General features: G+C 68.6%; 23 protein-coding genes and 1 pseudogene. 12 read left to right on the forward strand and 12 right to left on the reverse strand.

Features of this window, described 5'->3' with window-relative positions; translation table 11 throughout:
* Positions 1-57 precede the first annotated feature (57 nt).
* From ABLG96_RS17925 to ABLG96_RS17950, 6 genes are read right to left on the reverse strand one after another with little or no spacing between them, the layout of a single operon-like run.
* Positions 58-885 carry a GntR family transcriptional regulator gene (locus ABLG96_RS17925; RefSeq protein ID WP_353648682.1) on the reverse strand — a complete coding sequence of 276 codons (828 nt, stop codon included), beginning with the start codon at positions 883-885 and terminating at the stop codon, positions 58-60.
* Complete coding sequence (eda, locus tag ABLG96_RS17930; protein WP_353648683.1) at positions 882-1,562, reverse strand: bifunctional 4-hydroxy-2-oxoglutarate aldolase/2-dehydro-3-deoxy-phosphogluconate aldolase; 681 nt, start codon at positions 1,560-1,562, stop codon at positions 882-884. The genes ABLG96_RS17925 and eda overlap by 4 nt, the downstream gene beginning before the upstream one ends.
* Positions 1,532-2,464: an aryldialkylphosphatase gene (locus ABLG96_RS17935; protein WP_353648684.1), complete on the reverse strand. Its 933-nt coding sequence runs from the start codon at positions 2,462-2,464 to the stop codon at positions 1,532-1,534. Before ABLG96_RS17935 ends, eda begins: the two co-directional genes overlap by 31 nt.
* Positions 2,461-3,390, reverse strand: a complete 930-nt coding sequence (locus ABLG96_RS17940; RefSeq protein ID WP_353648685.1) for a shikimate dehydrogenase — start codon at positions 3,388-3,390, stop codon at positions 2,461-2,463. Before ABLG96_RS17940 ends, ABLG96_RS17935 begins: the two co-directional genes overlap by 4 nt.
* A complete protein-coding gene (locus tag ABLG96_RS17945) occupies positions 3,390-4,430 on the reverse strand; it encodes an NAD(P)-dependent oxidoreductase (protein WP_353648686.1) in 1,041 nt (346 codons plus the stop codon). Before ABLG96_RS17945 ends, ABLG96_RS17940 begins: the two co-directional genes overlap by 1 nt.
* Complete coding sequence (locus ABLG96_RS17950) at positions 4,430-5,953, reverse strand: FGGY-family carbohydrate kinase (protein ID WP_353648687.1); 1,524 nt, start codon at positions 5,951-5,953, stop codon at positions 4,430-4,432. The genes ABLG96_RS17945 and ABLG96_RS17950 overlap by 1 nt, the downstream gene beginning before the upstream one ends.
* A 163-nt stretch (positions 5,954-6,116) precedes the next feature.
* Between ABLG96_RS17950 and ABLG96_RS17955 the strand changes: the two genes are divergently transcribed.
* The 5 genes from ABLG96_RS17955 to ABLG96_RS17975 all read left to right on the forward strand — a co-directional run bounded on the left by ABLG96_RS17955 (position 6,117) and on the right by ABLG96_RS17975 (position 11,205).
* A complete protein-coding gene (locus ABLG96_RS17955) occupies positions 6,117-6,713 on the forward strand; it encodes a glucose-6-phosphate isomerase family protein (protein WP_353648688.1) in 597 nt (198 codons plus the stop codon).
* A 139-nt stretch (positions 6,714-6,852) separates the two neighbouring features.
* Positions 6,853-7,278: an RbsD/FucU domain-containing protein gene (locus tag ABLG96_RS17960; protein ID WP_353648689.1), complete on the forward strand. Its 426-nt coding sequence runs from the start codon at positions 6,853-6,855 to the stop codon at positions 7,276-7,278.
* Positions 7,275-8,840, forward strand: coding sequence for a sugar ABC transporter ATP-binding protein (locus tag ABLG96_RS17965; RefSeq protein ID WP_353648690.1), 1,566 nt, complete (start codon positions 7,275-7,277; stop codon positions 8,838-8,840). The genes ABLG96_RS17960 and ABLG96_RS17965 overlap by 4 nt, the downstream gene beginning before the upstream one ends.
* 128 nt (positions 8,841-8,968) lie before the next feature.
* The gene (locus ABLG96_RS17970; protein WP_353651574.1) at positions 8,969-9,928 is read left to right on the forward strand and encodes an ABC transporter permease; all 960 of its coding nucleotides are present in this window, start codon (positions 8,969-8,971) and stop codon (positions 9,926-9,928) included.
* Between the two features lie 119 nt (positions 9,929-10,047).
* The gene (locus tag ABLG96_RS17975) at positions 10,048-11,205 is read left to right on the forward strand and encodes an ABC transporter substrate-binding protein (protein WP_353648691.1); all 1,158 of its coding nucleotides are present in this window, start codon (positions 10,048-10,050) and stop codon (positions 11,203-11,205) included.
* Positions 11,206-11,404: 199 nt separating this feature from the next.
* Here ABLG96_RS17975 and ABLG96_RS17980 read toward each other — a convergent pair whose 3' ends face one another.
* On the reverse strand, positions 11,405-12,088 hold the full coding sequence (locus ABLG96_RS17980) for a FadR/GntR family transcriptional regulator (protein ID WP_353648692.1): 684 nt from the start codon (positions 12,086-12,088) through the stop codon (positions 11,405-11,407).
* 99 nt (positions 12,089-12,187) lie between these two features.
* Between ABLG96_RS17980 and ABLG96_RS17985 the strand changes: the two genes are divergently transcribed.
* Positions 12,188-13,099, forward strand: a complete 912-nt coding sequence (locus ABLG96_RS17985; RefSeq protein WP_353648693.1) for an amidohydrolase family protein — start codon at positions 12,188-12,190, stop codon at positions 13,097-13,099.
* Between the two features lie 47 nt (positions 13,100-13,146).
* Here ABLG96_RS17985 and ABLG96_RS17990 read toward each other — a convergent pair whose 3' ends face one another.
* Both ABLG96_RS17990 and ABLG96_RS17995 read right to left on the reverse strand, forming a co-directional pair.
* A complete protein-coding gene (locus tag ABLG96_RS17990) occupies positions 13,147-14,127 on the reverse strand; it encodes an aldo/keto reductase (protein ID WP_353648694.1) in 981 nt (326 codons plus the stop codon).
* Positions 14,127-15,407 (reverse strand): L-fuconate dehydratase, encoded by a 1,281-nt coding sequence (locus tag ABLG96_RS17995; RefSeq protein WP_353648695.1) that lies wholly within the window; start codon positions 15,405-15,407, stop codon positions 14,127-14,129. Before ABLG96_RS17995 ends, ABLG96_RS17990 begins: the two co-directional genes overlap by 1 nt.
* A gap of 191 nt (positions 15,408-15,598) precedes the next feature.
* On the opposite strand from ABLG96_RS17995, the gene ABLG96_RS18000 reads away from it, so the two are divergent.
* The 3 genes from ABLG96_RS18000 to sepH all read left to right on the forward strand — a co-directional run bounded on the left by ABLG96_RS18000 (position 15,599) and on the right by sepH (position 19,594).
* Positions 15,599-16,441 carry an SDR family oxidoreductase gene (locus ABLG96_RS18000; protein WP_353648696.1) on the forward strand — a complete coding sequence of 281 codons (843 nt, stop codon included), beginning with the start codon at positions 15,599-15,601 and terminating at the stop codon, positions 16,439-16,441.
* Positions 16,442-16,802: 361 nt separating this feature from the next.
* Positions 16,803-18,452 carry a fucose isomerase gene (locus ABLG96_RS18005; RefSeq protein WP_353648697.1) on the forward strand — a complete coding sequence of 550 codons (1,650 nt, stop codon included), beginning with the start codon at positions 16,803-16,805 and terminating at the stop codon, positions 18,450-18,452.
* Positions 18,453-18,598: 146 nt separating this feature from the next.
* Positions 18,599-19,594: a septation protein SepH gene (sepH, locus tag ABLG96_RS18010; RefSeq protein WP_353648698.1), complete on the forward strand. Its 996-nt coding sequence runs from the start codon at positions 18,599-18,601 to the stop codon at positions 19,592-19,594.
* Positions 19,595-19,629: 35 nt separating this feature from the next.
* Here sepH and ABLG96_RS18015 read toward each other — a convergent pair whose 3' ends face one another.
* Entirely contained in the window at positions 19,630-19,998 is a 369-nt protein-coding gene (locus ABLG96_RS18015; RefSeq protein WP_353648699.1) for a hypothetical protein, read from the reverse strand.
* 26 nt (positions 19,999-20,024) lie between these two features.
* Positions 20,025-21,887, reverse strand: a complete 1,863-nt coding sequence (locus ABLG96_RS18020; RefSeq protein ID WP_353651575.1) for a Na+/H+ antiporter — start codon at positions 21,885-21,887, stop codon at positions 20,025-20,027.
* Positions 21,888-22,246: 359 nt separating this feature from the next.
* Between ABLG96_RS18020 and ABLG96_RS18025 the strand changes: the two are divergent.
* The 3 genes and pseudogenes from ABLG96_RS18025 to ABLG96_RS18035 all read left to right on the forward strand — a co-directional run.
* Positions 22,247-23,077, forward strand: a pseudogene (locus ABLG96_RS18025) (ABC transporter ATP-binding protein); the annotation flags it as partial.
* Between the two features lie 201 nt (positions 23,078-23,278).
* Positions 23,279-24,058, forward strand: coding sequence for an ATP-binding cassette domain-containing protein (locus ABLG96_RS18030; RefSeq protein WP_353651576.1), 780 nt, complete (start codon positions 23,279-23,281; stop codon positions 24,056-24,058).
* The gene (locus tag ABLG96_RS18035; RefSeq protein WP_353648700.1) at positions 24,055-25,947 is read left to right on the forward strand and encodes an ABC transporter ATP-binding protein; all 1,893 of its coding nucleotides are present in this window, start codon (positions 24,055-24,057) and stop codon (positions 25,945-25,947) included. Before ABLG96_RS18030 ends, ABLG96_RS18035 begins: the two co-directional genes overlap by 4 nt.
* 332 nt (positions 25,948-26,279) lie before the next feature.
* On the opposite strand, the gene ABLG96_RS18040 is transcribed toward ABLG96_RS18035, so the two are convergent.
* On the reverse strand, positions 26,280-26,924 hold the full coding sequence (locus ABLG96_RS18040; protein ID WP_353648701.1) for a DUF2537 domain-containing protein: 645 nt from the start codon (positions 26,922-26,924) through the stop codon (positions 26,280-26,282).
* Positions 26,925-26,970: the final 46 nt, after the last annotated feature.

The raw sequence follows: 26,970 nt of genomic DNA on the forward strand, positions 1-26,970 counted from the left end.
GAAGAATGCAGTGGGTGCCAACTCGGGACGTCATCGTGACGACCGGCCCACGGACGTTCATACCAGGTACATCGGCGTACTGACCGCCGCGTCGTCGGTGCGTGTCAGATGGACCTCGAATCGCGACCGGTCACCGCGGTGATGGGCCACGAACGTCTCCGCCGGGACGCCGTCCGCGTCGTAGCTGACGCTGGTGAGCTTCAGGATCGGGTCGCTCTCGTCTATCCCCAGCGCTGCCGCGAGTTCCGACCCGGCCTGGACCGCCTCCACCGACCGGTCGCTGCTGGCCAGACTGAGCCCATAGCGGTGGTGGAGCACCTCGTACAGCGACTGCTCCGACATGTCCAGCGTCACCAGATCGGGCGCCAGGGCGACCGGCACATGGCTGGTCGCGTACACCCAGGGCTCCCCGTCGACCAACCGCAACCGTTCCAGCACGACCACCGGGGTCCGCACCGCAACGCGCAGCCGGTCGGCGATCTGCGGATCTGCCAGCTCGATGGTCTGCCGTCGCACGTCGCTGCGCAACGTCCGACCCATCGCCTTGATGTCGTCGTGCAACCCGCCCAGGTGCTGCACGAGGCTCTGCGCGACTCGCCGGTGTGCGACGAAGGTGCCCTTACCCTTGCGGCGTTCGACCACGCTTTCCAGTTCTAGATCGGAGAGGGCTTGCCGGACAACGGTTCTGGACACGCCGTGCATCGTGCACAGCACGTGCTCGCCGGGTAGCTGCTCTCCGGGCTTGATGCTTCCCGACCTGATCTGGGTCAGCAGGACGTCTTTCAACTGCAGGTACAACGGTGCGATCGAGCCGCGGTCGATCTCCACGGTCGGGCCGGCGCTTCCCGCGTCGCGGAGGGCGGGCGATGACACCGGGACCGTCACGATCGGAGCTCGGCGGCCTGCCGGGCCAGAACGGTGATCGCCGGCCAGTCGCCTGCTGTCAGCAGCGCGGGCGGGCTCAGCCAGGACCCGCCGACGCAGCCGACGTTGGGCATTGCCAAGTAGCCCCGCGCGTTGGCGGGGGTGATCCCGCCGGTCGGGCAGAAGATCGCCCCCGGCAGTGGGCCGGCGACCGCCTTCAAGAATCCGGCCCCGCCGGACTGTTCGGCGGGGAAGAACTTGAGCGCTCGATGCCCGCGTGCGGTCAAGGTCATCATCTCGGTGAGGGTCCCGGCGCCGGCCAGCAGTGGCAGCCCGCGGTCCAGAATCGCATCGATGAGCTCGCTCGGACTGCCGGGTGTCACCACGAACTGGGCCCCCGACTCGACCACCGCGTCGAGCAGACCGACGTCCGTCACCGTGCCCGCCCCCACCCGGATCTCGGGGACGGCCTCCGCGATGCGCCGGATCGCGGGAAGACCGGCAGCGGTCCGCAGGGTGACCTCGATGATCCGGATCCCGCCCGCCACCAGCGCCCTGGCCAGCGGGACCGCGGCCTCGACATCGTCGATGACCACTACGGGGATGACGGGGCTGACAAAGAGCAGCTCCAGACTCTTGTCGGTGGGATCCGTTGCAGGAGAGAGCATCAGCTTCCGTTCGTCATGGGTGGTTCCCATCGCAGCCAGTGCGAGGGATTGTCGATGAGGATACGGTCGGTGGCGAGATCGCCGACAGCGGCGCGGACCCGCGGCAGGAAGCGGTCGAAGAGGTAGGCCAGGCCGGGCATCCCGCCGTAGCTGACGTAGCGGCGGCGGCGTGCGACATCCCCGCCCAGCAGGAGTCGGTCGACGTGGCCGGCGTCCACCACGGCCCGCAGGCAGTCGATCAACACGGAATCGGGCCACCGCTGGTGCCGGGCGGCGCCGTCGTACCCCAGGTAGGCACCGCGGGAGGCCAACTCGCCGTGCAGGTGGGGATCCGGATTGCGATCGGCGTGCGCCAGGGCGACCCGCTCCGGCGGGCATCCGGCCGCGGCCAACACGTCCAGTACCTCGTGCGCCGCGCTGCCGCTCTCCAGATGCACCATCAACGGCACCCCCCACCGAGCGCCCAGACTGCCGGCCGCCTGCAGGGCGCGGCGTTCGAAGTCGGTGAACTCCCACAGGCTCACGCCGACCTTCACCACCCCGGCCCGTACCTGGGTCGAGTCCATGCCGTGCAGCAGGTCCGATGCGAATCGCTCCACCAACTCGTCGACCGGGGCTGACAGGAGCGGGAAGTCGGCCGGATAGTGCGCGCCGCGATGCACCCCGGTGACGTGCACGACCGTGAGTCCCGTTGCCTGCGAGATCGCCGCCGTCTCCGCCGGCCGGCGACCGAGTCCGATGGGCGTCGCATCGACGATGGCCGCTGCACCCGCCGCGTGCAGCAGGGCGGCCTCCGCTCCACTGGCGCGCGCGTCGTCGAGGTCGTCTCCCGGCAGCAGCGGCGTCCGCTGGAAAAGGTGCTCGTGGTAATCGGTCGGGCCCAGCGAGGCCGGATCGACATCGCCGAGCACCGTGCGGATCACCGGCGTCACCGTCGCAGTCCGTCCGCCGCCGCGGCCAGTTCCTCGACCCGCTCGGGAGGCATCGGGATCCCGAACACCTCGGCGATCACCTGCGTCCAGCCGTGGATGAAGTAGCGCCATCCGTCGACGACCGTCAACCGGCGATCCTGCTCCTGGGTGCGGGCATGGACCAGGAACTCCAGGCTGCCGCGGTAGTTGAGGTCCCAGACCACCGCGTCCGCCGGGAACACCGCGGAGCCCGGCACGGGTGAACCGGGACGTTCCTTCCCCATCCCGGTTGCGTTGATGACCACCGAACCGGACGGGAGTGCTCCCAGCCGCGCCGAGATGTCGACCTCGTCCGGGCGTAGCGTCTCGAGCGTCGAGCGGGTGGCGTGCGGCGCCACCACGGCTGCCAGGTGATCGAGTCGGTCGGCCGCGGTGTCGACGAAGGTGAGCCGTGAGGGTGCGTCCCTCCGCTGTGCCAGGTACCAGCCGATCGCCGTACCCGCACCACCGGCGCCCAGGCACAGCACCTGGGCACCGTCCGCGAAGTGGTTGTCGGACAGGAACTCCCGCAACGACAGGCCCGCGGTGATCGGATCCTTGGCGGCACCCAGCGTGCGCCCGTCACGGAAGGCGATGGAGGACACCTCGCCGCACTCCGTCCCGAACGGGTCCACCTCGTCGAACAGATCACGGGCCGCCGCGTACAGCGAGATCTTGTGGGTGGTGACGAGCGCTCCGACGCACTGTCCGTCGGACCGCATGGCGGTGACGGCGTCGCGGAAGCGACCGGCCGGAGCTCCGATAGGTATGTCGAGCGGGAGCAACTCGGCGTCCAGACCGAGCATCTGCGACCACACCGGGAACAGCGTCAGGATCGATGACTTGCCGGTGTCGGCTCCGACGAACCGCATGCGGTGCAAGGCGGACGGGCGCGCAGCGGTCGGCATCAGGCCTCCAGGGGCGTCGAACCCCGGCCGATGGGGTCAGGCGGCGTCGAGGTCGCAGATGCGACGGAGGTCGGGGGGTGGACCCGGTGTTCCGGCGCTCGGCCGGCCAGCACCGCCAGCACCGCTTCCACCGCCATCCCGCCCATCCCGTCGACCGCCTCGGTGGTCTGGGCCCCCAGGTGGGGGGTGATCGTCACCCGGTCGTGCAGCGCCGGATCGAGCAGTGGGGAGACGTGATCGGATCGCGACTCGGAACCGAGAGTGTCTGCGGCATAAGCGAACAGCCGACCGCCGTGCAGTGCCTCGGCCAGCGCATGTTCGTCGACGAGGTCGGCACGGGCAGTGTTGACGATCAGCTGGCCCTCCCGGCAATCGGCCAGCCACGCGCGGTCCACCAGCAGCGCGCCGCCCGGTGAGTGCAGCACCACCACGTCGGCGCGCCGACGGATGCCGTCCAGGTCGGACGCCTCGTGCCCGTCCGCGCTGATGGCAGCAGCGTCGACGTACGGGTCGTGCACGAGCACCCGGCAGCCGAGGGCGGTGAGCCGGCCGGCGGTACCACGGCCGATCCGGCCGAATCCGATCACCGCAGCGACGCCCCCGGCGAGTTGACGTCCCCGGCTCACCGTCCAGTCACCGCAGCGGACCCGGGCGTCGCCGTCGGCAACGCGTCGCAGGGCGGCGAACACCAGGGCGACGGTGTGTTCGCTGACCGCCTCGCTGTTGGCACCCGGGGTGTTGGTGACGATCACCCCGGCCCGGTCGGCGGCGGCCACGTCGACAGATTCGACCCCCACCCCATAGCGGGCGATCACCCGGAGCGCCGGCGCTGCAGCGACCAGTTCAGCGGTCACCGGAGCCGTCCCGGCGATCCAGGCCGTCGCAGTGCGCAGGTCCGGTGCGAGTGCGGACGGATCGTGATCGGTGGCGACGCGGACGACGCGCAGGCCGGCCGCGGTCAACTCGCCCACCAGGTCTCGATCACCGGTCGAGAAGGACCGCGTGCTGACCAGCACCGTCGGCGCAGCGGTCGCGGTCATCAGTGCCCCTCCGTCGCGCCGGCGTGGGCCCTGTCCTGGCGATCGCCGGCGAACCACGGCTCGAGTCGGTAATAGGAGTCGACGAACGATTCGTACTGGGCAGCAAGGATTGCCGCCCGGCTGGTGTCCGGTTCGAATGTGGCCGTCAGGTGCGACAACGACCGTGCGGCGTCGAAACCGGGGACCAGACCGACACCGACCGCCGCGGTGATCGCGGCGCCCAGGCTGTTCGCCTCCTCGACGATGCTGCGGCGCCGGACCGGCACTTGCCAGACGTCGGCGAAGATCTGCATCCAGGTGTCGCTGCGGGCGCCGCCGCCGATTACATCCATCGCACCCACCGTGATGCCGTTGTCGGTGAGGGCGTCCTTGCAGGTCCGGAGGTTGAACGCAACACCCTCCAGCACCGCGCGCACCAGGTGCGCAGGGCCGTGGTGGCGTTTCACGCCGATGAACCCGCCGGCCACCCGCGGATTCCAGTACGGCGACCGCTCACCCAGCAGGTGCGGCAGGAAGAAGAGGTCCTCATCGGCGGCGCTCACGCCGGCCGCCTCGGCCAACAGCCGCGCGTACACCTCGTCGGTCCCGCCGAACAGATCCATCACCCAGGACAGACTGGCGCCGCCGGCCTGCATGGTCGCGGTCGGCACGTAGTGACCGGGCACGACGTGGTCGAAGGTCATGGTGCGCATCTGCGGATCGTGCAGTGGAGACGTTGCGGCACACGAGATCCAGGAGGAGGAACCCATGCTGACGTAGGGCGGATCGGACGCGGCGATCACACCGGCCCCGGTAGCGGCCATCGGACCGTCGCCGCCGCCGATCACCACCGCGGTTCCCTGCACCAGACCGAGGTGGGCCGCGGCCGGCGCGGTCAGACCACCGACCACCGTCGTCGCCGGGACGATCGGCGGGAACAGCTCCGCCTCGATCCCGGCAGCGTCCAGCAGCAGGGTGGACCAGACACCGGTGCGCTGCGCATAGGCGTTGGTGCTCGAGGCATCGGAGGGGTCGGTCACCAGGGTTCCGGTCATCAGGGCGACCACATAGTCCTTCGCCTGGCATACGTACCGCGTCCGGCGGAAACTGTCCGGCTCGTGGTCGCGCAACCACATCACCTTGGTCAGCGAATAGGTCGGATCTATGCGGTGTCCGAGTTCCACGTATCCGGCGGCCATGCCGACCCGGCGCTGCAGTTCGACGGCCTGCGCGACACTGCGATGATCGGCCCAGATCATCGCCGGGCGCACGGGACGGTGATTTCCGTCCAGGAACACGGCGCCCATCATCTGACCGGACATCCCCACGACGGAGACCTCGGACGGTCCGACCCCGGTGACGGCCAGCAACGATCTGGTGGCCTCGCCCACGGCATTCCACCAGGTCAAAGGGTCTTGTTCGGCGATTCCACCGACACGGAAATCGACCGGATAGCTGACCGTGACGGCGTGGACGGTGCTGCCGTCGTCCCTGTGCAGCGAGGCCTTGTTCCCGGTGGTGCCGAGGTCGTGGGCAATGATCACCTCGGCAACCGCCTTCCTTGGAGGTTCTGACCGGCTCAGTATCGAACCTGTCATGACAGGAAGTCAACCTTGTCATTACCTTTCACGTGTGCCTAGAATCATCGGACGGCTGTGTTGCCGTGCAGTGCGCAGGGTGATCGACAGTCGGTGACAAAGGAGTCGCATGAACGCAGTGATCACGGAACCCGGCAACCTGACTCTCGGCACCGACGGTTCGATGCTGGGCCGCACCGCCGGTTACGAGAAGTTTCTCGGCGACATGACCGGCGTCTACTGCGACAGCGGCGCGTTCGCCGAGCAGTTGGATCAACACGGCGCCGATCACCTCGTGTACTCCGTCGCCGAACACCGCGCCGACGACGGCCCCGGCGCACTGATCGTCGGCACCAGCACTCTGCTACCTGGCGCGTACGGCGACGAGTTCGCCGTGACCCGTGGGCATCTGCACGCCAAGGCCGATCGCGCAGAGCTGTACCACTGTCTGTCCGGGCACGGCGTCATGCTGCTCGAGACCGTCGACGGTGAGAGCCGGGCGGTGGAACTCGTCGCCGGACAAGCTGTCCACGTACCCGGACACTGGGTGCACCGCAGCATCAACGTCGGCGCCGAACCCTTCGTCACCTTGTTCTGCTATTCCGCCGATGCCGGCCAGAATTACGATCTGATCTCGCGTGCCGGCGGAATGGCCACAATGGTGGTCAGGGACGGCGACGGGTGGAAAGCTCTGCCGAATCCCGACCACACCGGGTACTCGTTGTGACCACCCACCCTTCTCTACTGGCCCACCCACCCTCCCTGCTGGCCCACCCAGCCTCCCTGCTGGCCCACCCCCCTTTGTTCTGGCCCACCCACCCACCCCTCTTCCGGCCCACCCACCCACCCCTGTCAAAGGCGACCCCGTGCTGAAGAACATCGATCCGCTACTCACCGGACGGCTGCTGCACCTGCTGGACGAGATGGGGCACGGCGATGTGCTCGGCCTGGTCGACCGCAACTTCCCGGCCTACCGCTACCAGGTGCCGGTGATCGATCTGCGCGGTGCCGACACCGCCACGGCCGCATCCGCCGTGCTGTCGGTGTTCCCACTGGACTCCTACGTCGACGATTCGATCCGGCGCATGCAGGTCGACGGCGCACCCGAAGAGATCACTACTGCCACCGCCGCTCTCGGGGCAGCCGCCCATGCCGCCGAGGGACGGGTCGTCGACGTCGCCGGGGTGGAGCGGTTCGCGTTCTACGACCAGGCGGACCGCGCGATGGTGATCATTCAAACCGGCGAGACCGTCCCGTACAGCTGCTACCTGCTGAAGAAGGGCGTCGTATGAGCGACACCATGGCCACCGCAGATCCGGCAACCGGTGACGAGAGCGGGATCCCGCTGCTGGAGATCACCGACGTCTCCAAGGCGTTCCCTGGCGTGCAGGCCCTGCTGGACGTCAACCTGGAGTTGCACAGCGGCGAGGTGCTGGCCCTGGTCGGCGAGAACGGCGCCGGCAAGTCGACGCTGATGAAGATCCTCTCCGGGATCTATTCGAAGGACTCCGGCGAGATCGTCATCGACGGCCGACGGGTCGAGATCGCGGGCCCTGCCCACGCACACGAGTTGGGCATCAGCATCATCCACCAGGAGATGCACCTGCTGCCGCACCTGACGGTGGCGCAGAACATCTACATCGGCCGCGAGCCGAAGACCGGCCCGTGGTTGCACGAGCGGGCGCTGCGCACCAAGACCCAGGAGCTGCTCGACCGGCTGGACATCCACCTCGGACCGAACCTCCTGGTCGGTTCGCTGACGGTGGCGCAGCAGCAGATGGTGGAGATCGCCAAGGCCCTCTCCTACGACTCGACCAGGATCCTGATCATGGACGAGCCGACCTCGGCGATCAGCCTGGCCGAGACCGAGGTGCTGTTCACCCTGATCCGCTCGCTCCGCTCGCGCGGGGTGGGCATCGTCTACATCTCGCACCGGATGGACGAACTGCGGCAGATCGCCGACCGGCTCACGGTGCTGCGCGACGGTCAGTACGTCGGCACCCGGACGCTGAGCGACGTCACCGACGACCAGGTGATCAGCATGATGGTCGGCCGGACGCTCGCGGCACACCAGAAGCAGGAGGCACCGGCCTCCCCCGATCCGGGCGACGTCCTGCTGTCGGTCCGCGGGCTCAGCACCAAGAAGTTGCTGAACAATGTCTCCTTCGACGTGCACAAGGGCGAGATCCTCGGCTTCGCGGGTCTGATGGGCGCCGGGCGCACCGAGACCGCGCGGGCCGTGATCGGCGCCGATCCGATCACCGCCGGCGAGATCTGGGTGCGCGACCGTCGGGTCAGGATCACCGGACCCGACGTCGCCGTGCGCAACGGCATCGGGTACCTGCCCGAGGATCGCAAGCGTCAAGGTCTGATGCTCGACCAGGACGTGATGTTCAACCTGACGATGTCGTCGATGAAGCGCTACATCGTCCCGCCCGGCATCTTCAGTGTGCGCAAGGCGATGAAGGTCGCCAAGGAGTACATCGCTGCTCTGCGCATCAAGACGCCGTCCGCCCGGTCCAAGGTCAAGAACCTCTCCGGCGGCAACCAGCAGAAGGTCGTCATCGGGAAGTGGTTGGCGCGCGACTGCGACGTGCTGATCTTCGACGAGCCGACCCGCGGTATCGACGTCGGCGCCAAGGAAGAGATCTACAAGCTGCTGCAGCAACTGGCCGCCGACGGCAAGGCCGTCGTCGTCATCTCCTCGGAACTGCCCGAGGTGCTGCGGCTCGCCCATCGCATCATCGTGATGTCCAACGGCAGCATCACCGGCCGCTTGGAAGCCATCGACGCCGACCAGGAGAAAGTCATGCAATTGGCCACGAAGCTCGTCGATCCGCTGGAGACGACATGACCGACATGCGCAAGAGCGAGGGACCATCCGACCTCGGCCTCAGCACCCCGGCCGGCGGCATCCCACTGGACGAGGAGCTCCCACCCATCGACCCGAAGTCGGCTGCCGCCCGCAGACCGCAGTCGACGATGGCCACCCGAATCAGTCAGGGCCTGCAGCAGTTGCTGGCCTTCGGCACCCTGATCGTGCTGTTGGCTTTCTTCTCGTGGAGGAGCCCGAACTTCTTCACCGAGTCGAACATCACCTCGATCCTGCTGTCCACCACGGTGATCGGCATCCTGGCCGTCGGCACCACGCTGGTGATCATCACCGGCGGCATCGACCTGTCGATCGGTACCGGCATGGCGCTGAGCGCGGTGATCACCGGGCTGCTGCTCAGAGACGCCGACGTGACGGTGCTCGTCGGTGTGCTCGGCGGTGTCGCGACCGGCGCGCTGATCGGCCTGATCAACGGCTTCAACGTCGCCTACCTCAAGCTGCCAGCCTTCATCGCCACACTGGCGACCATGCTGATCGCCGGCGGTCTGGCACTGGTCTTCGCCGACGTCCAGCCGATCTACCTGGACACGGTCCCGGGCTTCCCCGAGATCGCCCTGGGCAGCATCGGTTTCAAGATCCCGAACGCGGTCTACATCCTGTTCGCCCTGGCGCTCGTCTTCGGACTCATTCTGTCCAAGACCACCCTGGGCCGGATGACGTACGCCATCGGCAGCAACGAGGAGGCCACCCGACTCTCGGGCATCAACACCCGCCGCTGGACGCTGGCCATCTACGCCCTCGCCGGGGTGGCCACCGGTCTCGCCGGCGTGGTGATCGCCTCCCAGCTGCGTTCGGCCCAGCCGCAGACCGGCATGGGCTACGAACTGCAGGCCATCGCCGCCGTCGTGATCGGCGGCACCTCACTGCTCGGCGGCCGCGGCACCATCCTCGGCACCGTCATCGGCGCGCTGATCATGAGCGTGCTGATCAACGGCCTCCGGATCCTGTCGATCCAGCCCGAGTGGCAGAACGTCGTGGTCGGCGCGGTGGTCCTCTTCGCCGTGTTCACCGACCAGCTCCGCAAGCGACGCGCAGAGGGCGGCGGCTAGCCACTCCGGCTGCCCGGCAACCTCAGCAGTGCACCGCTTCTCCCGATTTCTACCGCTGTACCGAACGGCCCCGCTCCACCGACCGAACCCCCCCACCCCCGAATGAAAGGCTCTCCATCGTGAGAACAAAGAAGTTCACCGCGTTGCTGGCCGGAGCCCTCGTCTCCGTGCTGGTGCTGTCCTCCTGCGGCAAGGCCTCCGATGCCAACACCGCCACCCCCGCAGCCGGTTCGGCGACGCCGACCGCAGCTGCGTCCACCTCCGCCGCGGCATCCACCTCCGGCTCGGCATCCACCTCCGGCTCGGCGTCCACCTCGGCGTCCACCTCGGCGTCCGGCGAGTCCTCGGCACCCGAGAGCTCGGCTTCCGGTTCGGGCGGCGCCGAGATCACCAAGGCGTCGAAGCCCTACAAGATCGCGCTGGTCTCCAAGGGCTTCCAGCACCAGTTCTGGCAGGCCGTGAACACCGGCGCGAAGGAGGAGGCCGACAAGCTCGGTGTCACCATCACCTTCGAGGGCCCGGCCGCAGAGACCGACCTCCAGGGCCAGTTGCAGATGCTGCAGGCCGCCATCGACCGCAAGCCGGACGCCATCGGGTTCGCAGCCCTGGATCCCAAGGCGTGCGTACCGCTGATGGAGGCGGCCCAGGCCGCCAAGATCCCGGTCGTCGAGTTCGACGCCGGCTGCGACAGCGAGTACCCCTCAAACATCTCCAAGACCGACTCGCTGGTGGCCGGTGCGCTGGCCGCCACCAACATGGCGAAGCTGATGGGCGACAAGGGTGAGATCGGCATCGTCGGGCACAGCCAGATCAACTCGACCGGCGTGGAACGGCGGGACGGCTTCGTCAAGGAGATCGAGACGAACCACCCGAACATCAAGATCGTCGACATCCAGTACGGCGACGGTGACCACCTGAAGTCGGCCGACATTGCCAAGGCCATGATCGCGGCGCACCCGAACCTGACGGGCTTGTACGGCACCAACGAGGGTTCGGCCATCGGCATCGTCAACGGTGTCAAGGAACTGGGCCTGCCCGCGGGCAAGATCACCATCGTCGGGTTCGACTCCGGCCAGACCCAGATCGACGCCATCAAGTCGGGCGCGATGGCCGGGGCCATCACCCAGGACCCGCTCGGCATCGGCCGCAGCACCGTGCTCTCCGCTGTCGAGGTGCTCGAGGGCCAGACCCCCGAGAAGATCGTCGACACCGGTTCCTTCTGGTACGACAAGACAAACCTCGACGATCCGAAGATCGCAGCTGTTCTGTACAAGTAACGCAGCAGGGGGTCGATGATCGGCCGCTGACCCACTGACACCGAGGAGTCGCCTGACCGGGCGGCTCCTCGGTGGCGTTCCGGCCGGCTCCGAACTGAACGCTGATGGAGCGAGAGAGGAACGAACGAGTCGAGATCCCATCAGACCCACGACGAGTTCCGACCCGTCCTTCGCAGAGCGCCGGTCCCCGCGGACCGAATTAGCTGGTCAGGTTGCGGGCCAACGTGATCCACTCCTCGACGCCGGCGATGTGCACGACAGCGCGGGCTTGCGCCAGCACGGGATCGCCCGCCGCGATCGCCTCGACGATCCCCAGATGCTGCTCGATGGTGCTGGCGACCGCATCCTGCTGGGTGAGCCCCCGCCACACCCTGGCCCGGCTGGTCGGCATCGCGATCGAGTCGAGCATCCCCGCCAGCACGGGATTGCCGGAGGTCGCGGCAATGGCGGAGTGGAATGCGAGGTCGTGGGCCACCAGATCCTGTACCGGGGTGCCGAGGGTGTCCTGCCCGGCCATCTCCCGCAACCGGGTCACCTGCTCCGCAGTGCGGGTACGCGCGGCCATCGCCGTCGCTGCGGGCTCCAGGATCCGCCGCACCTGGAGGATCTGCAGGATCGAGTCGTCTGAGTGGAACTCCATCAGAAAGCCCATGGCGTCCAACAGGATCGCCGGCTCGAGGCTCGAGACGTAGGTTCCGTCCCCCTGACGTACCTCCAACACCCGGAACACCGAGAGGGCTTTCACCGCCTCGCGCAACGAGTTGCGGGACAACCCGAGCTCAGCGGCCAGGTCTGGCTCACGTGGCAACTTTGCGCCAGGGGCGAGCCTGCCCGACACGATCATGTCCTTGATCTTTGCGATCGCTTCGTCGGTCAGTGCCACGTGCTCCCTCTCCTCGCACCGTCGGCTGCTCGCCGGTGGGTTGGCAGGATGCTCTCACGAGTCGGCCGCCCGGGCACCGGCGGATGCAAGACTCTTCCGGTGACCAGCGACGTCAGCTCCGCCGAGAACCTCCCGCGGGCGATCGACACCCACGTCCATCTGTGGCATCTGGAGCAGGACGGCCCACACGGCCATCCTCCGGTCTCCTACTCCTGGCTGGGACCCCAGCAGCCGCTGCTGAACCGGACCTACCCGATCACGGAACTGCGACCACACCTGCAGGCAGCGGACGTCGACGGGATCGTGCTCGTCCAGGCCGCCAGCGACCCGGCGGAGGTCGGACTACTGCTGCACACCGCCCGCCACCTGGACCTGCCCGCCAGGGTGACTGCATGGCTTCCCCTGGAGGACCGGGAGGCCACGGTGGCTCTGCTAGCAGAGATCGATGAGCTCCGTCGTGGCCCGGATGGCAGCGACCTGCTGCGCGGCGTCCGACATCCCATCCACGACGATCCGAATCCCCGGTGGATGTTACGGCCCGACGTGGCGCGCGGTCTGGACCTGCTGGCGGAGCAGGGCCTGATCTGGGAAGCCGTCGCCGAGCGGCTCGATCTGTTGGAGCTGGTGCCTGAGGTGGCGCGGCGCCATCCGGGTCTGACCATCGTCCTCGACCATCTGGGCAAGCCCCCCATTGCCGGTGGCGACGCGGGACGCTGGCGCGATCTGCTCGCAGCCGCGGCGGCCGAACCCGCTGTGCTGGCGAAGATCTCCGGACTCGGCACAGTTTCGGCTCCCGGCTGGAACTCCGAGACCTGGCAGCCGTTCGTGGACCATGCGCTGGTCACGTTCGGCCCGGACCGGCTGATGGTCGGTGGCGACTGGCCGGTCGCGTTGCTCGCCGGCGACTACCCACGAACGTGGTCCACCACCACGGACACCCTCGCCGGACTGGCGGCGCTCGATCGGCAGGCAATCCTGTCCGGAAACGCAGTTCGGATCTACGGCTTCTGACTGGCGGTGACCGGCGATCATTTCCCGCTGCGGGACCACGTCGTCGGTCAGACCATGTAAGAGTCCGCCGCCCGGACGTCCTCGCGCACGAGCTCGGCCCAGAACTCGGCCGGGATGTCGGCCGCGAATGCGGCCGCGTTGGCGCGGAACTGGTGCGCTCGGGCGGTTCCGACGACCACGGAGCGGGTGGCCGGATGCCGCATTCCGAACTGCAGCGCCGCCGCCGCCAGGGCGATCCCGTACTGCCGGCAGCGGGCGGCCAGCTCGTGATGTCGACGTCGCAGCTCCGGCGGCACCGGGCCGTACTCGTAGCGCGCGTCGGGTCCGAGCTCGTCGACGGCCAGCAGACCGGAGTTGAACACCGAAGCCACCACCACCCCGATCCCCCGCTCGGCACAGGTGTCCAGCACTGCGGCAGCGGAACGGTCGAGCAGGGTGTACCGACCCGCCACCATCAACAGATCGACCAGCCCGGTCCCGGCGGCAGCGGCAAGTGCCGCCGTCGTCATGCTGCCGACACCGATCGCCTGCACCACACCGGCATCGCGCAGCGCCGCGGCCGCGGCGAGCCCCGACTCCAGATCGCGGTCCAGATCGTGTCGCTCGGGGTCGTGCAGGTAGATCACGTCGACGGAGTCAAGACCCAGCCGCTGCAGCGATTCCTCCACCGAGCGCTCGATGCCCGCCCGAGTGAAGTCCCATTCCCGCCGCAGGTCAGCGGGAACCGCGAAGTCGGCCTCCAGATCAAGGGAACCGTCCGGATTCGGTTGCGGCACCAGCAGTCTGCCGACCTTCGTCGAGACCACGAACTCCTCCCGCGGCTTGGTGGCCAGAAAGGCACCGAGTCGTCGCTCGGACAGGCCCAACCCGTAGTGCGGTGCGGTGTCGAAGTAGCGGACGCCGGAGTCCCAGACCGCCTGCAGTACAGCGTGTGCCTGTTCGTCGGACACCTCGCGGTAGAGGTTGCCGACGTTCGCGGCGCCGTATCCCAGCGGCGTCATCGCCGCGAGGCCTGAGGACAGGTTCATCAGGGCGACCACGTGTAGGCGTCGATCGAGGCCCGCAGCATCTCGGTCCCGGCACCCGGCGCCAGCGGAGCGCGGTAGCGACCCTCCTTGATCACAGTGGGGGTGACGAAGTGCTCGTGCAGGTGATCGACGAACTCGATGACCCGGTCGTCCTGGGTGCCCGAGACCGCGACGAAATCGAACATGGACAGATGCTGGACGGCTTCGCACAGCCCGACGCCGCCCGCGTGCGGGCAGACCCGCACCCCGAAGACGGCTGCCAGCAACAGGATCGCGATGTTCTCGTTGACGCCGGCCACCCTGGTGGCATCGATCTGCAGCACCTGCAGCGCATCCGCCTGCAGGAACTGCTTGAACATCACCCGGTTGGCCATGTGCTCACCGGTGGCCACCGGGATCGGCGCCACCCCGCTGGCGATCGCGGCATGCGCGAGCACATCGTCCGGGTTCGTCGGCTCCTCGATCCAGGCCGGGTCGAACTCCGCCAGCTGCCGCATCCACTCGATCGCCTCTGCTGTCTCCCACCGCTGGTTCGCATCGACGGCGATCCTGATGTCCGGACCGACCGTGTCGCGAGCGATCCGCATCCGCCGACGATCGTCCTCGACGTCGGCGCCGACCTTCAGCTTGATCTGGCTGAAGCCGTCGGCGACGGCCTCCCGGCACAACCGGGCGAGCTTCTCGTCGGAGTAGCCCAACCAGCCGGGGGTCGTGGTGTAGGCCGGGTAACCGTTGTCCACCAGGTACTGCGTGCGCTCGGCCCGGCCGGGCTCGGCGGCCCGCAGGATCGAGAGCGCCCGCTCCGGGGTGAGGACGTCTGTGAGGTAGCGGAAGTCGATGAGATCGACGATCTGCTCCGGGGAGAGCTGGGCGAGCAGCTGCCACAGCGGGAGGCCGGCGCGCTTGGCCGCCAGATCCCAGCAGGCGTTGACCACGGCGCCGACCGCCATGTGCATGACGCCCTTCTCGGGGCCCAGCCACCGCAGCTGGGAGTCGTGCACCAGCTCGCGCCAGAACCCTCCGAGGTCTGCGAGCAGCGGTTCGACTTCGCGGCCGATGAGGGTGTCGGCGAGCGAACGGATCGCGGCGAGCTGGATGTCGTTGCCCCGTCCGATGGTGAAGACGAAGGCGTGACCGGACAGTCCGTCGTCGGCATCGGTCTCGATGATCAGGTATGCCGCGGAGTAGTCGGGATCCGGGTTCATCGCATCGGACCCGTCCAGCGTGGTGGACGTCGGGAACCGGACATCGATCGTCTCGGCCCTGGTCACGGTGCTCATCGTCGAGTGCTCCTGCTGGTGCGCGACGGCCGCGTGGCCACCGGGAATCGAAGTCGATCTGGTCTGCGTCGGGTCAGCGGTGGTGCTCCAGTGACCGCCATCACTGCGACCCGGTCCATGGGTACGCTATACATCCGATGTTTGTCTGGTCAAGATGATCATCACCATCAGTTCCAGCGCAAGGAGGCGCCATGTCCCATCCCGAACGGTCCCACCCCGAGCCCCCCCACCCCGATGCCACCCGGCGACCGACTCCGGCAACCGAGCCGGCGCCGCCGGTCGGCGAGCTGGCCGGCCTGAAGGCCGTGGTGACCGGGGGCGCCTCCGGGATCGGGGCCGCCATCGTCCGAGCCTTCACCGGAGCGGGCGCCACCGTTGCCGTCCTGGACAGGGATCCCGCCGGCGCACCGGAGCCATCGTTGCCGCTGACCTGCGACGTGAGCGACGACCGTTCGGTGCGCGCCGCGATCGAGGAGGTCGGCAGCAGGTTCGGTGGGCTCGATCTCGTCGTCAACAACGCCGGGATCGGCGCCCAGGGGACGGTCGAGACGAACTCCGACGACGAGTGGCACCGGGTGTTCGACATCAACGTGCTGGGGATGGCCAGGGTGCTGCGAGCCGCGCTGCCGTTGCTGCGACGCTCGTCCTCCGCGGCCGTGGTCAACACCGCCTCGATCGCCGCCACCGCCGGCTTGCCCGAACGGGTCCTCTACAGCGCGACGAAGGGCGCCGTGCTGTCGATGACCAGATCGATGGCCGCGGACCACCTGCGGGAGGGGATCAGGGTGAATGCCGTCAACCCCGGTACCGCGGACACCCCCTGGATCGGCCGACTGTTGGACTCGGCGGCCGACCCGGCGGCCGAGCGAGCGGCCCTGAACGCCCGTCAACCGCACGGTCGTCTGGTGTCGGCCGACGAGATCGCCAGGGCGGTGCTCTACCTCGCCTCGCCGCTCTCCGGGTCGACCACCGGCACCTCGATCGCCGTCGACGGCGGCATGCACGAGCTGCGGTTGCGCCCGCTCCCGTCCTGAGCGCTCTTGTCCTCGTGGACGACGGCGGTGCTGGGAAACTGTCGACGTGGACGGTGCGGTCGTTGCCCCCAGCGTCCCGAGTACCGGATTCAACCAGCGTGAGCTTGACGAAGTAATCGATTTCAGGCACCGTACCGAGAGAAACGTGTCAGGCACGACGGGGATCAGTCGCCGGATGGTCTCAACACCCTTGATCCGGTGACGCCACCGGAACCGGGATCCGTTGATTCATCGGAGGTGTCCCCCCGCGGTGCTCGGACACCGATCGGCGCCCATCCGGCCGCCGACTGCAGCGCCTCGAGCCCGACAGGGCACCTGAACAGCGAATGAACCGAGCAGCACAGGCAAAGGAGCGCCAACGATGGCCAGCTACACCCTCCCCACCGCCGTGAGTCGTCCAGAGGCAGAGGCAGGCGTGGTCTACACCGTTGCCAGCGGCGACCTCCGGCCGGCTGCCAACACCATCTGCTGGCCGACCCAACAGCAGCTCGAGGGTGACGTCGGCAAGGCCGTCGAGTCCTTCGGGCGGACCGTGCGTCGCGGGCACGACATCGATCCGGTCAAGGGCCACGGCTTCATCGACAGCCAGCGGGCCGGTATCGAGGCGTTCCGGAACGTCCCGTACGACGCCCCGCTGATCGTCGTCGACGCGGTCTGGCAGTACAGCCAGTTCGTGCTGGCCGGACTGCTCTCCCATCGCGGACCGATCCTGTTGGTGGCCAACTGGTCCGGGCGGTTCCCCGGCCTGGTCGGGATGCTCAACCTCGCCGGCTCGCTCACCAAGGCCGGTCGCGCCTACTCCACCCTCTGGAGTGAGGACTTCACCGACCAGTGGGCTCTGGACAACCTCAAGACCTGGCTGGAGACCGGCACGATCGAGCACGACCTGAGTCATGTCCAGGATCTGCCCGCGCTCACTGATTCACCGGAAACCGAACTGGGACAGGCAGTTGCGCACCAGCTGCAGGTCGACCGCGCCATCATCGGGGTGTTCGACGAGGGCTGCATGGGCATGTACAACGCGATCTTCGACGACGCGCTGCTCGCCCCGCTGGGCATCTTCAAGGAGCGCCTGAGCCAGTCGGCGCTCGTCGCCGAGATGAACAAGGTGACCGACGAGGAAGCCGCCCGAGTCCGCAGCTGGCTGGACGATGCGGGCCTCGATTTCCGCACCGGCACCGACGACGCGACCGAGCTGACTGACGCACAGTTGCACAGCCAGTTCAAGATGTACGTTGCGGCGCTGCGGATCTCGGACGACTACGGGCTCGACGCCGTCGGTATCCAGTACCAGCAGGGTCTCAAGGACACCGTCCCGGCCTCCGACCTGGTGGAGGGTTTGCTCAACAACGTCGAACGTCCGCCGGTCACCTCCCGCGACGGCTCCCGCGAGCTGTTCGCCGGCGCCGCCCTCCCGCACTTCAACGAGGTCGACGAGGGCGTGGCGGTCGACTCCCTGGTGACGAACCGGATCTGGCTGGCCATGGGCCTCGACCCGGCGACCACCCTGCACGACATCCGGTGGGGTGAGGACTACGCCTTCTCCGACGGGACGACCGAGTTCGTCTGGGTGTTCGAGATCTCCGGCTCGGTGCCGGCCTCGCACAACGGCGGGTACGACAAGTCGTACTCGATGCGTCAGCCGAAGATGTTCTTCCCGCTCGGCGGCGGCACCCTCTCAGGCGTGTCCAAGCCTGGCGAGATCGTCTGGTCGCGGGTCTACATCTCCGACGACGTGCTGCACGCCGACCTGGGTCGCGGAACGGCCGTCGCCCTGCCCGCCGAGGAGACCCAGCGACGTCTGGACGCCACCGACAAGGAGTGGCCGATCATGCACGCCGTACTGCACGGGGTGGACCGCGACCAGCTCATGGCCCAGCACAAGGCCAACCACCTCAACGTCGTCTACGCACCCGACGCCGCCACGGCCGACAAGGCGCTCATCGCCAAGGCCGCAGCGTTCGACGCCCTGGGCATCACCGTCCACCTGTGCGGTCGAGTCGCGGTCTGACCTCCGGTCGACGACAGGCTCCTGGGGCGCCGTCGCTGCCCTGCCGAGCTCTTCCGATCTCCTCGGACGCGCCCGGCGTGGCAGCGGCGGCGCCCTCGTCGTCGTGCGTAGTCTGGGCGACACGGCTCGGCGGAAGAGGTGAGTAGGTGCGGGAACTCGATGTCCTCGGCTTGAACGAGGACGGTGCTCGGATCGTCTGCCACGACCCACTGAACGGCGAGGAGTTCTCGGTCGCCGCCGACGAGAAGTTGCGCGCGGCCGCTCGCGGTGATCTGAGCCGCATCGGCCAGCTCGAGATCGAGCTGCAATCGCAGCTCCGGCCGCGCGACATCCAGGCCCGCATCCGCGCCGGCGCCAGCGTTGCCGAAGTGGCCAAGCAGGCCGGCACGTCGATCAACCGCATCGAGACCTTCGCACATCCGGTGCTCATGGAGCGATCGGCGATGGCCGCCCGCGCTACGGTCTGCATGATCGACGGTTCGGCCATCACCACTCCCGTGCGAGACGTGATCGCCGCCCGACTGGCCGATCTGGGCCAGGCCACCGAGGTCGACTGGGACGCCCATCGCGCGCCGGACGGCTGGGTGCTGACCGCTCGCTGGAGCGTCGGACGCAGCCGCAACACGGCGGAGTTCACCTATCACCCGATCGCCGGCGGCGGCACGGTGATCGCCCGCAACGACATCGCCACCGAGCTCGTCCGGCCGGAACGCTCGCCGCTGCGCACGGTCCAGGCCGGCGGGACCTCCGGTTTCGGGCGCGCACTGGTCACCGGCCCCACTGCGGCACCTGCGGCGCCGGTCCTGGGGAAGGTGGCGCCGACGCCTGCATCATCGAGCGCCGTCGCACGCGACGAGCCTGCCGCCGATCGGACAGCTCGGATTCCGGACCGCGACCTCGCTGCCCGGACGGCGACCGAACCGAACTCCTCCGGAGTCGAATCCGACGCGGAGCAGCTCGTGGCCGACACGGTCGAGGACGAACGCGCCGGCGCCCGTCCTGATCACTCCCCCCGCGAGCAGATCGCCCGAACCGGCACCGACCACAGCTCCGCTCGCCCCGCCTCCCGCTCGGCCAAGTCGGCGAAGCCGTCCATGCCCAGCTGGGACGACGTCCTGCTCGGCGGCACTCGCAAGCGCTGATCGCCTGCCTGTCTCCGCGCCGATACGCTCGACCGTCAGCGCTCGATGGCCTCGTCGAGGATCCCGATGAAGTGCGTGCCGACGCCGGGGTAGTCGCCACGGACGAAACCTGTTGCCACGTCGGGCAACTTGTCGCGATCATGCGTGTCGCAGCTCACGTAGGTGAAGGCCGGCCACCACTTCTTCGGTCGGGCTGTCTCGGAGCTCCCGCAGACATCGCAGGTCAACTCGACCCACACCGGTTTCCGGCCGGTCCGGTTGGCGCGTGACTGGCCGAGCCAGGCCGGCGGGTCGGCGTCCAGCCGGGCGACCTCGGCCTCGGACATCCGCGCCGGCAGTCCGTTGCGCAGGGCCATCTCCGGAGGGATGTCGAGCCGGACCGCAGCTTCTCGTCGGGTGATCATGTCCGGTTCAGCCTAACGGGGCGCGTTCAGGCCGTCTTGTGGTGGACGTAGCACCAGCGCCAGTCCTCACCCGGCTCGGCGGACTGCATCACCGGGTGGGTGGTGTCGTGGAAGTGCGCGGTGGCGTGCCGACCGATCGAGGAGTCGCAGCAGGCGACGTTGCCGCACTCCAGGCAGCGGCGTAGCGCCACCGAGGTCATTCCTTCGTCCAGACACCGCTGGCAGAAATCGACCGTCGGGGTGTCGTCCACCGGATACCGGTCGAGATCGTCGCACGTCCCACCGGTGGCCCGGATCGAACTCGTCGGTCTCAGGTCACGTCGCTCCTCGGTCGCCATGTCGAGCATCGACTCCTCGACGTCCAACATCGCCAGCACATCGGCGACCACCTCGGACGGAACCGTGCCGGTACCGCGGATCTCGAGCACCCTGGCACGCTCCGCCTCGAGCAGTTCGAGGCGGACACGGGCATATGTCTCGCTGGGTGCCTCCTGGTCGGAGACCGTCCCGAGCCGTTCCCACGCGGCGAAGTTGCGCTGATCGAGTCGCTGCCGGATCAACTCGACGACCCCTTGGGCGTCGTGGTACTCCAGCTCGTCCAGCCGGTGCAGCGCCGCCTTCGACGCCTGCTGCAGCAGGGTGGCCCTGGCCAGTGCGTCCTCCGCCGGGTCCGGCCCGGGCACCCGCAGGCGCCGCGCCAGCCACGGCAGCGACAACCCTTGCAGGAACAGAGTTCCGGCCACCACCGTCAGCGCCATCATCAGCAGGACCTCCCGGTTGGGAGTGTCCTCGGGGATGACGAACGCGGCGGCCAGGGTGACGACGCCGCGCATCCCTGCCCAGCCCAGGATGAAGGTGAACGCGAGCGGCGGCTTGTGGCCGTCGACATCGGGCCGCGGACGCACCAGCAGGTATCGGGCGGGGAACACCCACACCAGTCGCAGCACGATGACGGCGCCGAGGGTGGCCAGGCAGATGACGGCGATGCGCCCGCCTGCGATGGGACCGGCGGCCGCTCCCTCGAGGATCCACCGCACCTGCAACCCGAGGAGGAGGAAGACGGCGTTCTCCAGGATGAAGGAGATGGTGCGCCAGTTCAGCCGCTCGGCGATCCGGGACTGCGCGGTCTGCACGACCGGCGCCTTGTGTCCCAGCAGCAGTCCGGCCACCACTACGGCGACCACCCCGGAGGCGTGGATCGCCTCCGCTGCGACGTAGGCGGCGAACGGCACGACCAGCGACAACCCGCTGTCCAGCACCGGATCGGTGAGGTGCCGGCGGATCTTGGCGACCACGACGAAGAAGACCAGCCCGATCGCCACCCCGCCACCGGCGGCGATCACGAAGTCCAGCGTCACCCCGCCCGCATCGAGGCCGGTGCCCACCGAGAGCGCGACCGCCGTCCGCAGGGCCACCAGCGCGGTGGCGTCGTTCAGCAACGACTCGCCCTCCAGGATCGTCACGATCCGCCGGGGCAGCCCGATCCGGCGACCGATCGCCGTCGCCGCCACCGCGTCGGGGGGCGCCACCACAGCACCGATCGCCAGTGCCACCGACCAGCTCACGCCGGGCAGCAACAGGTGCGTGACGAGTCCGACCCCGACGGCCGTGAAGATGACCAGCCCGACCGACAACAGCAGGATCGGCCGGCGATTGGCGTTGAAGTCGACCAGCGAGGTCTGTTGCGCCGCGGCATAGAGCAGCGGCGGCAGCAACCCGAACAGCACCACGTGCTCGGTCAGCTCGACCACCGGCACACCGGGGACGTAGGACACGCCGACGCCGACCAGGATGAGCAGGAACGGTGCGGGGACGTCGAACCGCTCGGCCAGCCAGGCGCAGACCAGCACACCGATCGCGAGGCCGCACAGCAACAGCGTGATCTCCACGTCGAGATTGTTCACCACCGCAGCCGAAGGACATCGCACGGTTCCACCCTCGGCGCAACGGGGCCGCCGGGCTCGACCTGCTCGACCGTGGCCGTGGCCGCCGCGAGTCCCTCGCCGAGTTGACCTCAACCGTGCTGCAGGTCGTACCGTCGGGCAGCTGATCATTCCCACGGGCGGAACCTCGCCCCTCGTATGCCGGGCCACCCGAAAAGCGTTTCGGGACCGTCGGAGACGAGATCTAACCTGAGACCGACATGACTGCCGCCGCCACCCTCCCCGTTCCAGATCCCACGGAAGACTCCGTGGGTCCTCCGACCAACCCCGGGACCACCAACGTCCTCAAGTCGTTGCGCCGGCTGATGCCCTTCATCCGGCCGGCCCTCCCCGCTCTCATCGCTTCGGGAGTGCTCGCCGCCCTCGCCTCGCTCGCCGGCCTCGGTTTCCCGCTGTTGATCCGCTGGATCGTCGACGGACCCATCAAGAACGGCGACCCCAGCGGTCTGTGGTGGCCCGGCATCGTGCTGCTGGTCCTGGGGATCCTGGAAGCGGTCCTGTTCAACGTGCGCCGGTTGCTCTCCTCGCGCCCCGCGGTCCGGATCGAGCAACGCATCCGGGATCGGCTCTACGAGAAGCTGCAGTCGCTACCGGTCAGCTTCCACGACCGGTAGCCGGCCGGGCAGCTCATCACCCGCGCCTCGTCCGACCTGAGCACCATCCGCCGGTTCGTGGCTTTCGGCGCCGTGTTCCTGTTGGTCAACATCATGACGTTCGTGGTCGGAGTCGTCATCCTGTTGACGATCTCGGTCCCGCTGGGCCTGATCGTGGCCGCGCTGGCGATCCCGCTCGTCCTCCTGACCCGCAGCTACGAGCACCGCTACCAGGTGCTCGCCCGCCGGTCGCAGGACCAGGCAGGCGATCTGACCACCACCGTCGAGGAATCGGTGCTGGGCATCCGCATCATCAAGGCCTTCGGTCGCAGCGGTCATCTCGGACGGCAGTTCCTGGACAAGGCCCTGGATCTGCGGACGACCGAGCTGACGAAGGCCAAGGTGATCAGCCTGCTCTGGGCGGTGATCATCATGCTGCCGGAGATCGCGCTCACCGTCGTGCTCTTCCTGGGCGTCCACCACGTGGCCGACGGGACGATGACGGTCGGTGATCTGCTCGCGTTCTTCGGGATCGCCATGGCCCTGCGCTGGCCGATCGATTCCATCGGCTGGCTGCTCACCGAGGCCAACAACGCCGCCGCCGCCACCGACCGGTGCTTCGAGGTGCTCGACGCGCCGCTGGAGATCGAGTCGTCGCCGCGCCCGGAGCGCCCGTCGAGTCGTTCCGGCCACCTGCGGTTCGCCGGCGTCGGGTTCCACTTCGCCGACGCCCGGCCGGGGAGCATGCCGATCTTCCGCGAACTCGATCTCGACGTTCCCGCGGGCAGCACGATGGCCGTGGTCGGCGCGACCGGCACGGGCAAGACCACCCTGACCTCGCTGGTGGAGCGGCTCTACGACGTCACGGAAGGCTCGATCCTGCTCGACGGCGTCGACCTGCGCGATCTGGACCTGGCCGACCTGCGCGACCGGGTGTCGATCGCCTTCGAGGAACCGATCCTGTTCTCGGCGTCCGTCCGCGAGAACATCACCCTCGGCCGGCCGAAGGCCACCGACGCAGAGGTCCGCGAGGCGCTGCAGATCGCCCAGGCGGACTTCGTCGACGACCTGCCCTGGGGGCTGGACACCCGGATCGGCGAGCAGGGCATGTCGCTGTCCGGTGGGCAACGTCAACGGCTGGCGCTGGCCCGTGCCGTCGTCGGACGACCGTCGCTGCTCGTGCTGGACGATCCGTTGTCGGCGCTGGACATCCACACCGAGGCGCAGGTGGAGTCGGCGCTGCGGTCGGTGCTGAGCACCACCACCTCGCTGGTGATCGCGCACCGCGCCTCGACCGTGATGCTCGCCGACCAGGTTGCGTTGCTCTCCGGCGGCCGGATCACGGCGGTCGGGCGGCACAGCGAGCTGATGGCGAACAACCCTGAATACCGACACCTGCTCGCCACCGAACTGGACGACGAGCTCGGCCCACCCGGCGAGCTGCGCGCAGACGTACTCGACCCCGAGGCGAACCCCGAAACCCACGCCGCGCCCGCACCCGACCCCTCCGAGGACCACCGATGAGCGCCCCGCAGCCACCGCAGGAGCCGCTGCGCCCCGGCCACGCCCCGGACCCCGACGCCGCAGTGGCGACCGATTCCGACGCGGAGTGGCGCGGCGTTGCCGCCGAGGACACCGCCGAGGTGAGCGCCGAGGCGGGTGTCCGGTTGCAGGCGCGGTCGCGTCGGCTGCTGGGATCGCTGGTCCGTCCGCACCGCCGCAAGCTGTTCGTGCTGCTGCTCATCACCCTGGTCGAGCAGCTCACCTTCCTCGCCGGTCCGCTGATCGTCGCCGCCGGCATCAACCTGGCCATCCCGGCGCTCGTCCGGGGCGATGCGACCCCGATCGTCGTCATCACCTCCGGGTACCTGTTGGCCGGCGTGCTCAACGCGCTCAGCCGCGCGGTGTTCACCCGCTACAGCGCCCGGATCACCCAGGCGGTCCTGCTCGAGCTACGGGAGCGGGTGTTCGACCATTCACAGCGGCTGAGCATCGACTTCCACGAGAAGTACACCTCCGGAAAGCTCATCTCGCGTCTGTCCAGCGACGTCGAAACCCTCCAGGAGCTGGCCGGCGAAGGCCTGGACCAGCTCACCAACGCCATCCTCTCGGTGCTGTTCATCTCCGTCACGCTGATCGTCTACGACGTCCAGCTGGGGCTGATCGCCTTCGCCGCGTTCATCCCGATCGCCTTCCTGACCCGCTGGTACCAGCGGCGTTCGCAGAAGATCTATCGCCGGACGCGCAGCGCGATCGCGGCCGTCATCACCCAGTTCGCCGAGACCATGAACGGGATGCGCGCCGTGCAGGCGTTCCGTCGGGAGCCGCGCAACAAGGCCATCTTCGGTGACCTGAACGACGACTACTCGAAGGCGACCGGCGACAGCATGGTCGTGCTGGCGATATACACCCCCGGTCTCCGGCTGATCGGCAACATCTCGCTGACGGTCGTCATGGTGCTGGGCGCGGTCCGGGTGATCGACGGTTCCTTCTCCGTCGGCGACCTCGCGGCGTTCCTGCTCTACGTCCGCCGGATGTACGACCCGCTCGAGGAACTGGCGTACTTCTACAACGGCCTGCAGTCGGCGACGGCCGCGCTGGAGAAGATCTCCGGTCTGCTCGAGGAGAAGCCGGGGGTTCCCGATCCGGCACGACCCACTCCGTTGGGCGAGCGGATCGAGGGGCGGCTCGACTTCCGGGACGTCACGTTCGCGTACTCCGAGCGCAGGACGATCATCCCGGGGCTCGATCTGCACGTCCCGGCCGGTCAGACGGTGGCCGTCGTCGGCTCGACCGGAGCCGGCAAGTCGACGCTCGCAAAGCTGTTGTCCCGCTTCTACGACCCGACGGCGGGTTCGGTGACGCTCGACGGCATCGACGTCCGTGACCTGTCGACATCCGACCTGCGCCGCGGCGTCGTGATGGTGACCCAGGAGTCGTTCCTGTTCTCGGGGTCGGTGGCCGACAACATCGCGCTGGGTCGGCCGTCGGCGAGCCGCGCCGAGATCGAGGCGGCCGCCGATGCGATCGGCGCCGGGGTGTTCATCCGTGCGCTGCCGCAGGGCTTCGACACCGACGTCCGCAAGCGCGGCGGTCGGTTGTCGGCCGGGCAGCGTCAGCTCGTTGCGTTCTCCCGCGCGTTCCTGGCCGACCCTGCGGTGCTGATCCTGGACGAGGCGACGGCGTCGCTGGACATCCCGTCGGAGCGTGCCGTGCAGGTGGCTCTCGGCTCGATTTTGGCGGGCCGGACAGCGATGATCATCGCCCACCGGTTGTCCACCGTGCTGATCGCCGACCGGGTGCTGGTGATGGAACAGGGGCGGATCGTCGAGGACGGCTCGCCCGCCGAGCTGATCGCGGGCGACGGTCACTTCGCCGGCCTGCACGAGGCCTGGCGCGAGTCGCTCGTCTGAGTCCCTGGCTGAGCCCCAGTCCCGACGCCGGCGTTGCGGGTTGTCGCTGGCATTACGGGTTGTCGCTGGTGTCAGGGGTTGTTGCTGGCACCAGGGACGTCCTTCCCGCCAGCGGCTGCCCCTGTCCCCAGCAACAAACCGGCGACGGGGCCCTCGGACACAGCCGCTCACGTTCGGGCCGTTCGCTCACGCTCGACCATGAGCGAATGCGCCGAACGTGAGCGAACGCGCAGGCCCACGGGTTGTCGCTGGTGTCAGGGGTTGTTGCTGGCACCAGGGGTGTCCTTGTCGCCAGCAGCTGCACTCATCACCAGCGACAACAGTCGGCTGCCTCAGAAGGTGCTGAGCATGGCGATCCAGCCGAACAGAATGCCGGCGGCCGCTCCAGCGGCGAGGAAGCGCAGCACCGGCAGCGAGCGACACAGCCACAGCGCGGGCGCCATCCCGGCCGCGATGACGACGTTGAACACGATCGCGAGCACCGGACTGTCCGACACTCCCGAGGTCAGCACGATCAGGGCGACCGCGACGATGAGCGCCACGAAGATGCCCACCGCGATCCCGGGTCCCCAGGCAGGTGCAGACCGTTCGGCACGCCACTCCTCCACCCAGGCCCAGTCGCGACGTCGGTGTCGTCGCCCGCTGTCGTGCGCCACCGTCAGAACCGCGGTCGGCCCCCCGTCGGGATCCTCCGGGCCCTCGTCGTCGGCCTGCTCCCACCCCGTCCGGCCCGGAGCGAACGCCACCGGATCGGCATCAGGATCGACTCGGTGACCGGCGCGCGTCGGTTCGCCCCAGAACCCCGCTGCCTGCGGGATCAGGTCGGTGTGCTCGTCGTCGCCGCCGGGCGGATCGGTGGACGAGAACCGGGGGCGGACGGTGGTCGGTGCAGCATCGGAGTCCTCGGGACCACCCGCCGGAGCCTGACGGTCGGGGCGGACCCGCGTGGGATCGACGGTCGGGTCACTCGGCTGCATGCGGGAAGTCTCTCATCCGGACGCCGACCGGGCAGTGGGTCCGGCC

The organism is Nakamurella sp. A5-74 (assembly GCF_040438885.1).
Taxonomy (GTDB): Bacteria; Actinomycetota; Actinomycetes; order Mycobacteriales; family Nakamurellaceae; genus Nakamurella.

Coding starts and splice junctions, on each gene's coding strand:
- eda (WP_353648683.1), bottom strand. CDS start 1,562: ATGGGAACCACCCATGACGAACGGAAGCTGATGCTCTCTCCTGCAACG.
- ABLG96_RS17940 (WP_353648685.1), bottom strand. CDS start 3,390: ATGCCGACCGCTGCGCGCCCGTCCGCCTTGCACCGCATGCGGTTCGTC.
- ABLG96_RS17945 (WP_353648686.1), bottom strand. CDS start 4,430: ATGACCGCGACCGCTGCGCCGACGGTGCTGGTCAGCACGCGGTCCTTC.
- ABLG96_RS17955 (WP_353648688.1), top strand. CDS start 6,117: ATGAACGCAGTGATCACGGAACCCGGCAACCTGACTCTCGGCACCGAC.
- ABLG96_RS17965 (WP_353648690.1), top strand. CDS start 7,275: ATGAGCGACACCATGGCCACCGCAGATCCGGCAACCGGTGACGAGAGC.
- ABLG96_RS17970 (WP_353651574.1), top strand. CDS start 8,969: ATGGCCACCCGAATCAGTCAGGGCCTGCAGCAGTTGCTGGCCTTCGGC.
- ABLG96_RS17990 (WP_353648694.1), bottom strand. CDS start 14,127: ATGAACCTGTCCTCAGGCCTCGCGGCGATGACGCCGCTGGGATACGGC.
- ABLG96_RS17995 (WP_353648695.1), bottom strand. CDS start 15,407: ATGAGCACCGTGACCAGGGCCGAGACGATCGATGTCCGGTTCCCGACG.
- ABLG96_RS18000 (WP_353648696.1), top strand. CDS start 15,599: ATGTCCCATCCCGAACGGTCCCACCCCGAGCCCCCCCACCCCGATGCC.
- ABLG96_RS18005 (WP_353648697.1), top strand. CDS start 16,803: ATGGCCAGCTACACCCTCCCCACCGCCGTGAGTCGTCCAGAGGCAGAG.
- ABLG96_RS18015 (WP_353648699.1), bottom strand. CDS start 19,998: ATGATCACCCGACGAGAAGCTGCGGTCCGGCTCGACATCCCTCCGGAG.
- ABLG96_RS18030 (WP_353651576.1), top strand. CDS start 23,279: ATGCCGATCTTCCGCGAACTCGATCTCGACGTTCCCGCGGGCAGCACG.
- ABLG96_RS18035 (WP_353648700.1), top strand. CDS start 24,055: ATGAGCGCCCCGCAGCCACCGCAGGAGCCGCTGCGCCCCGGCCACGCC.
- ABLG96_RS18040 (WP_353648701.1), bottom strand. CDS start 26,924: ATGCAGCCGAGTGACCCGACCGTCGATCCCACGCGGGTCCGCCCCGAC.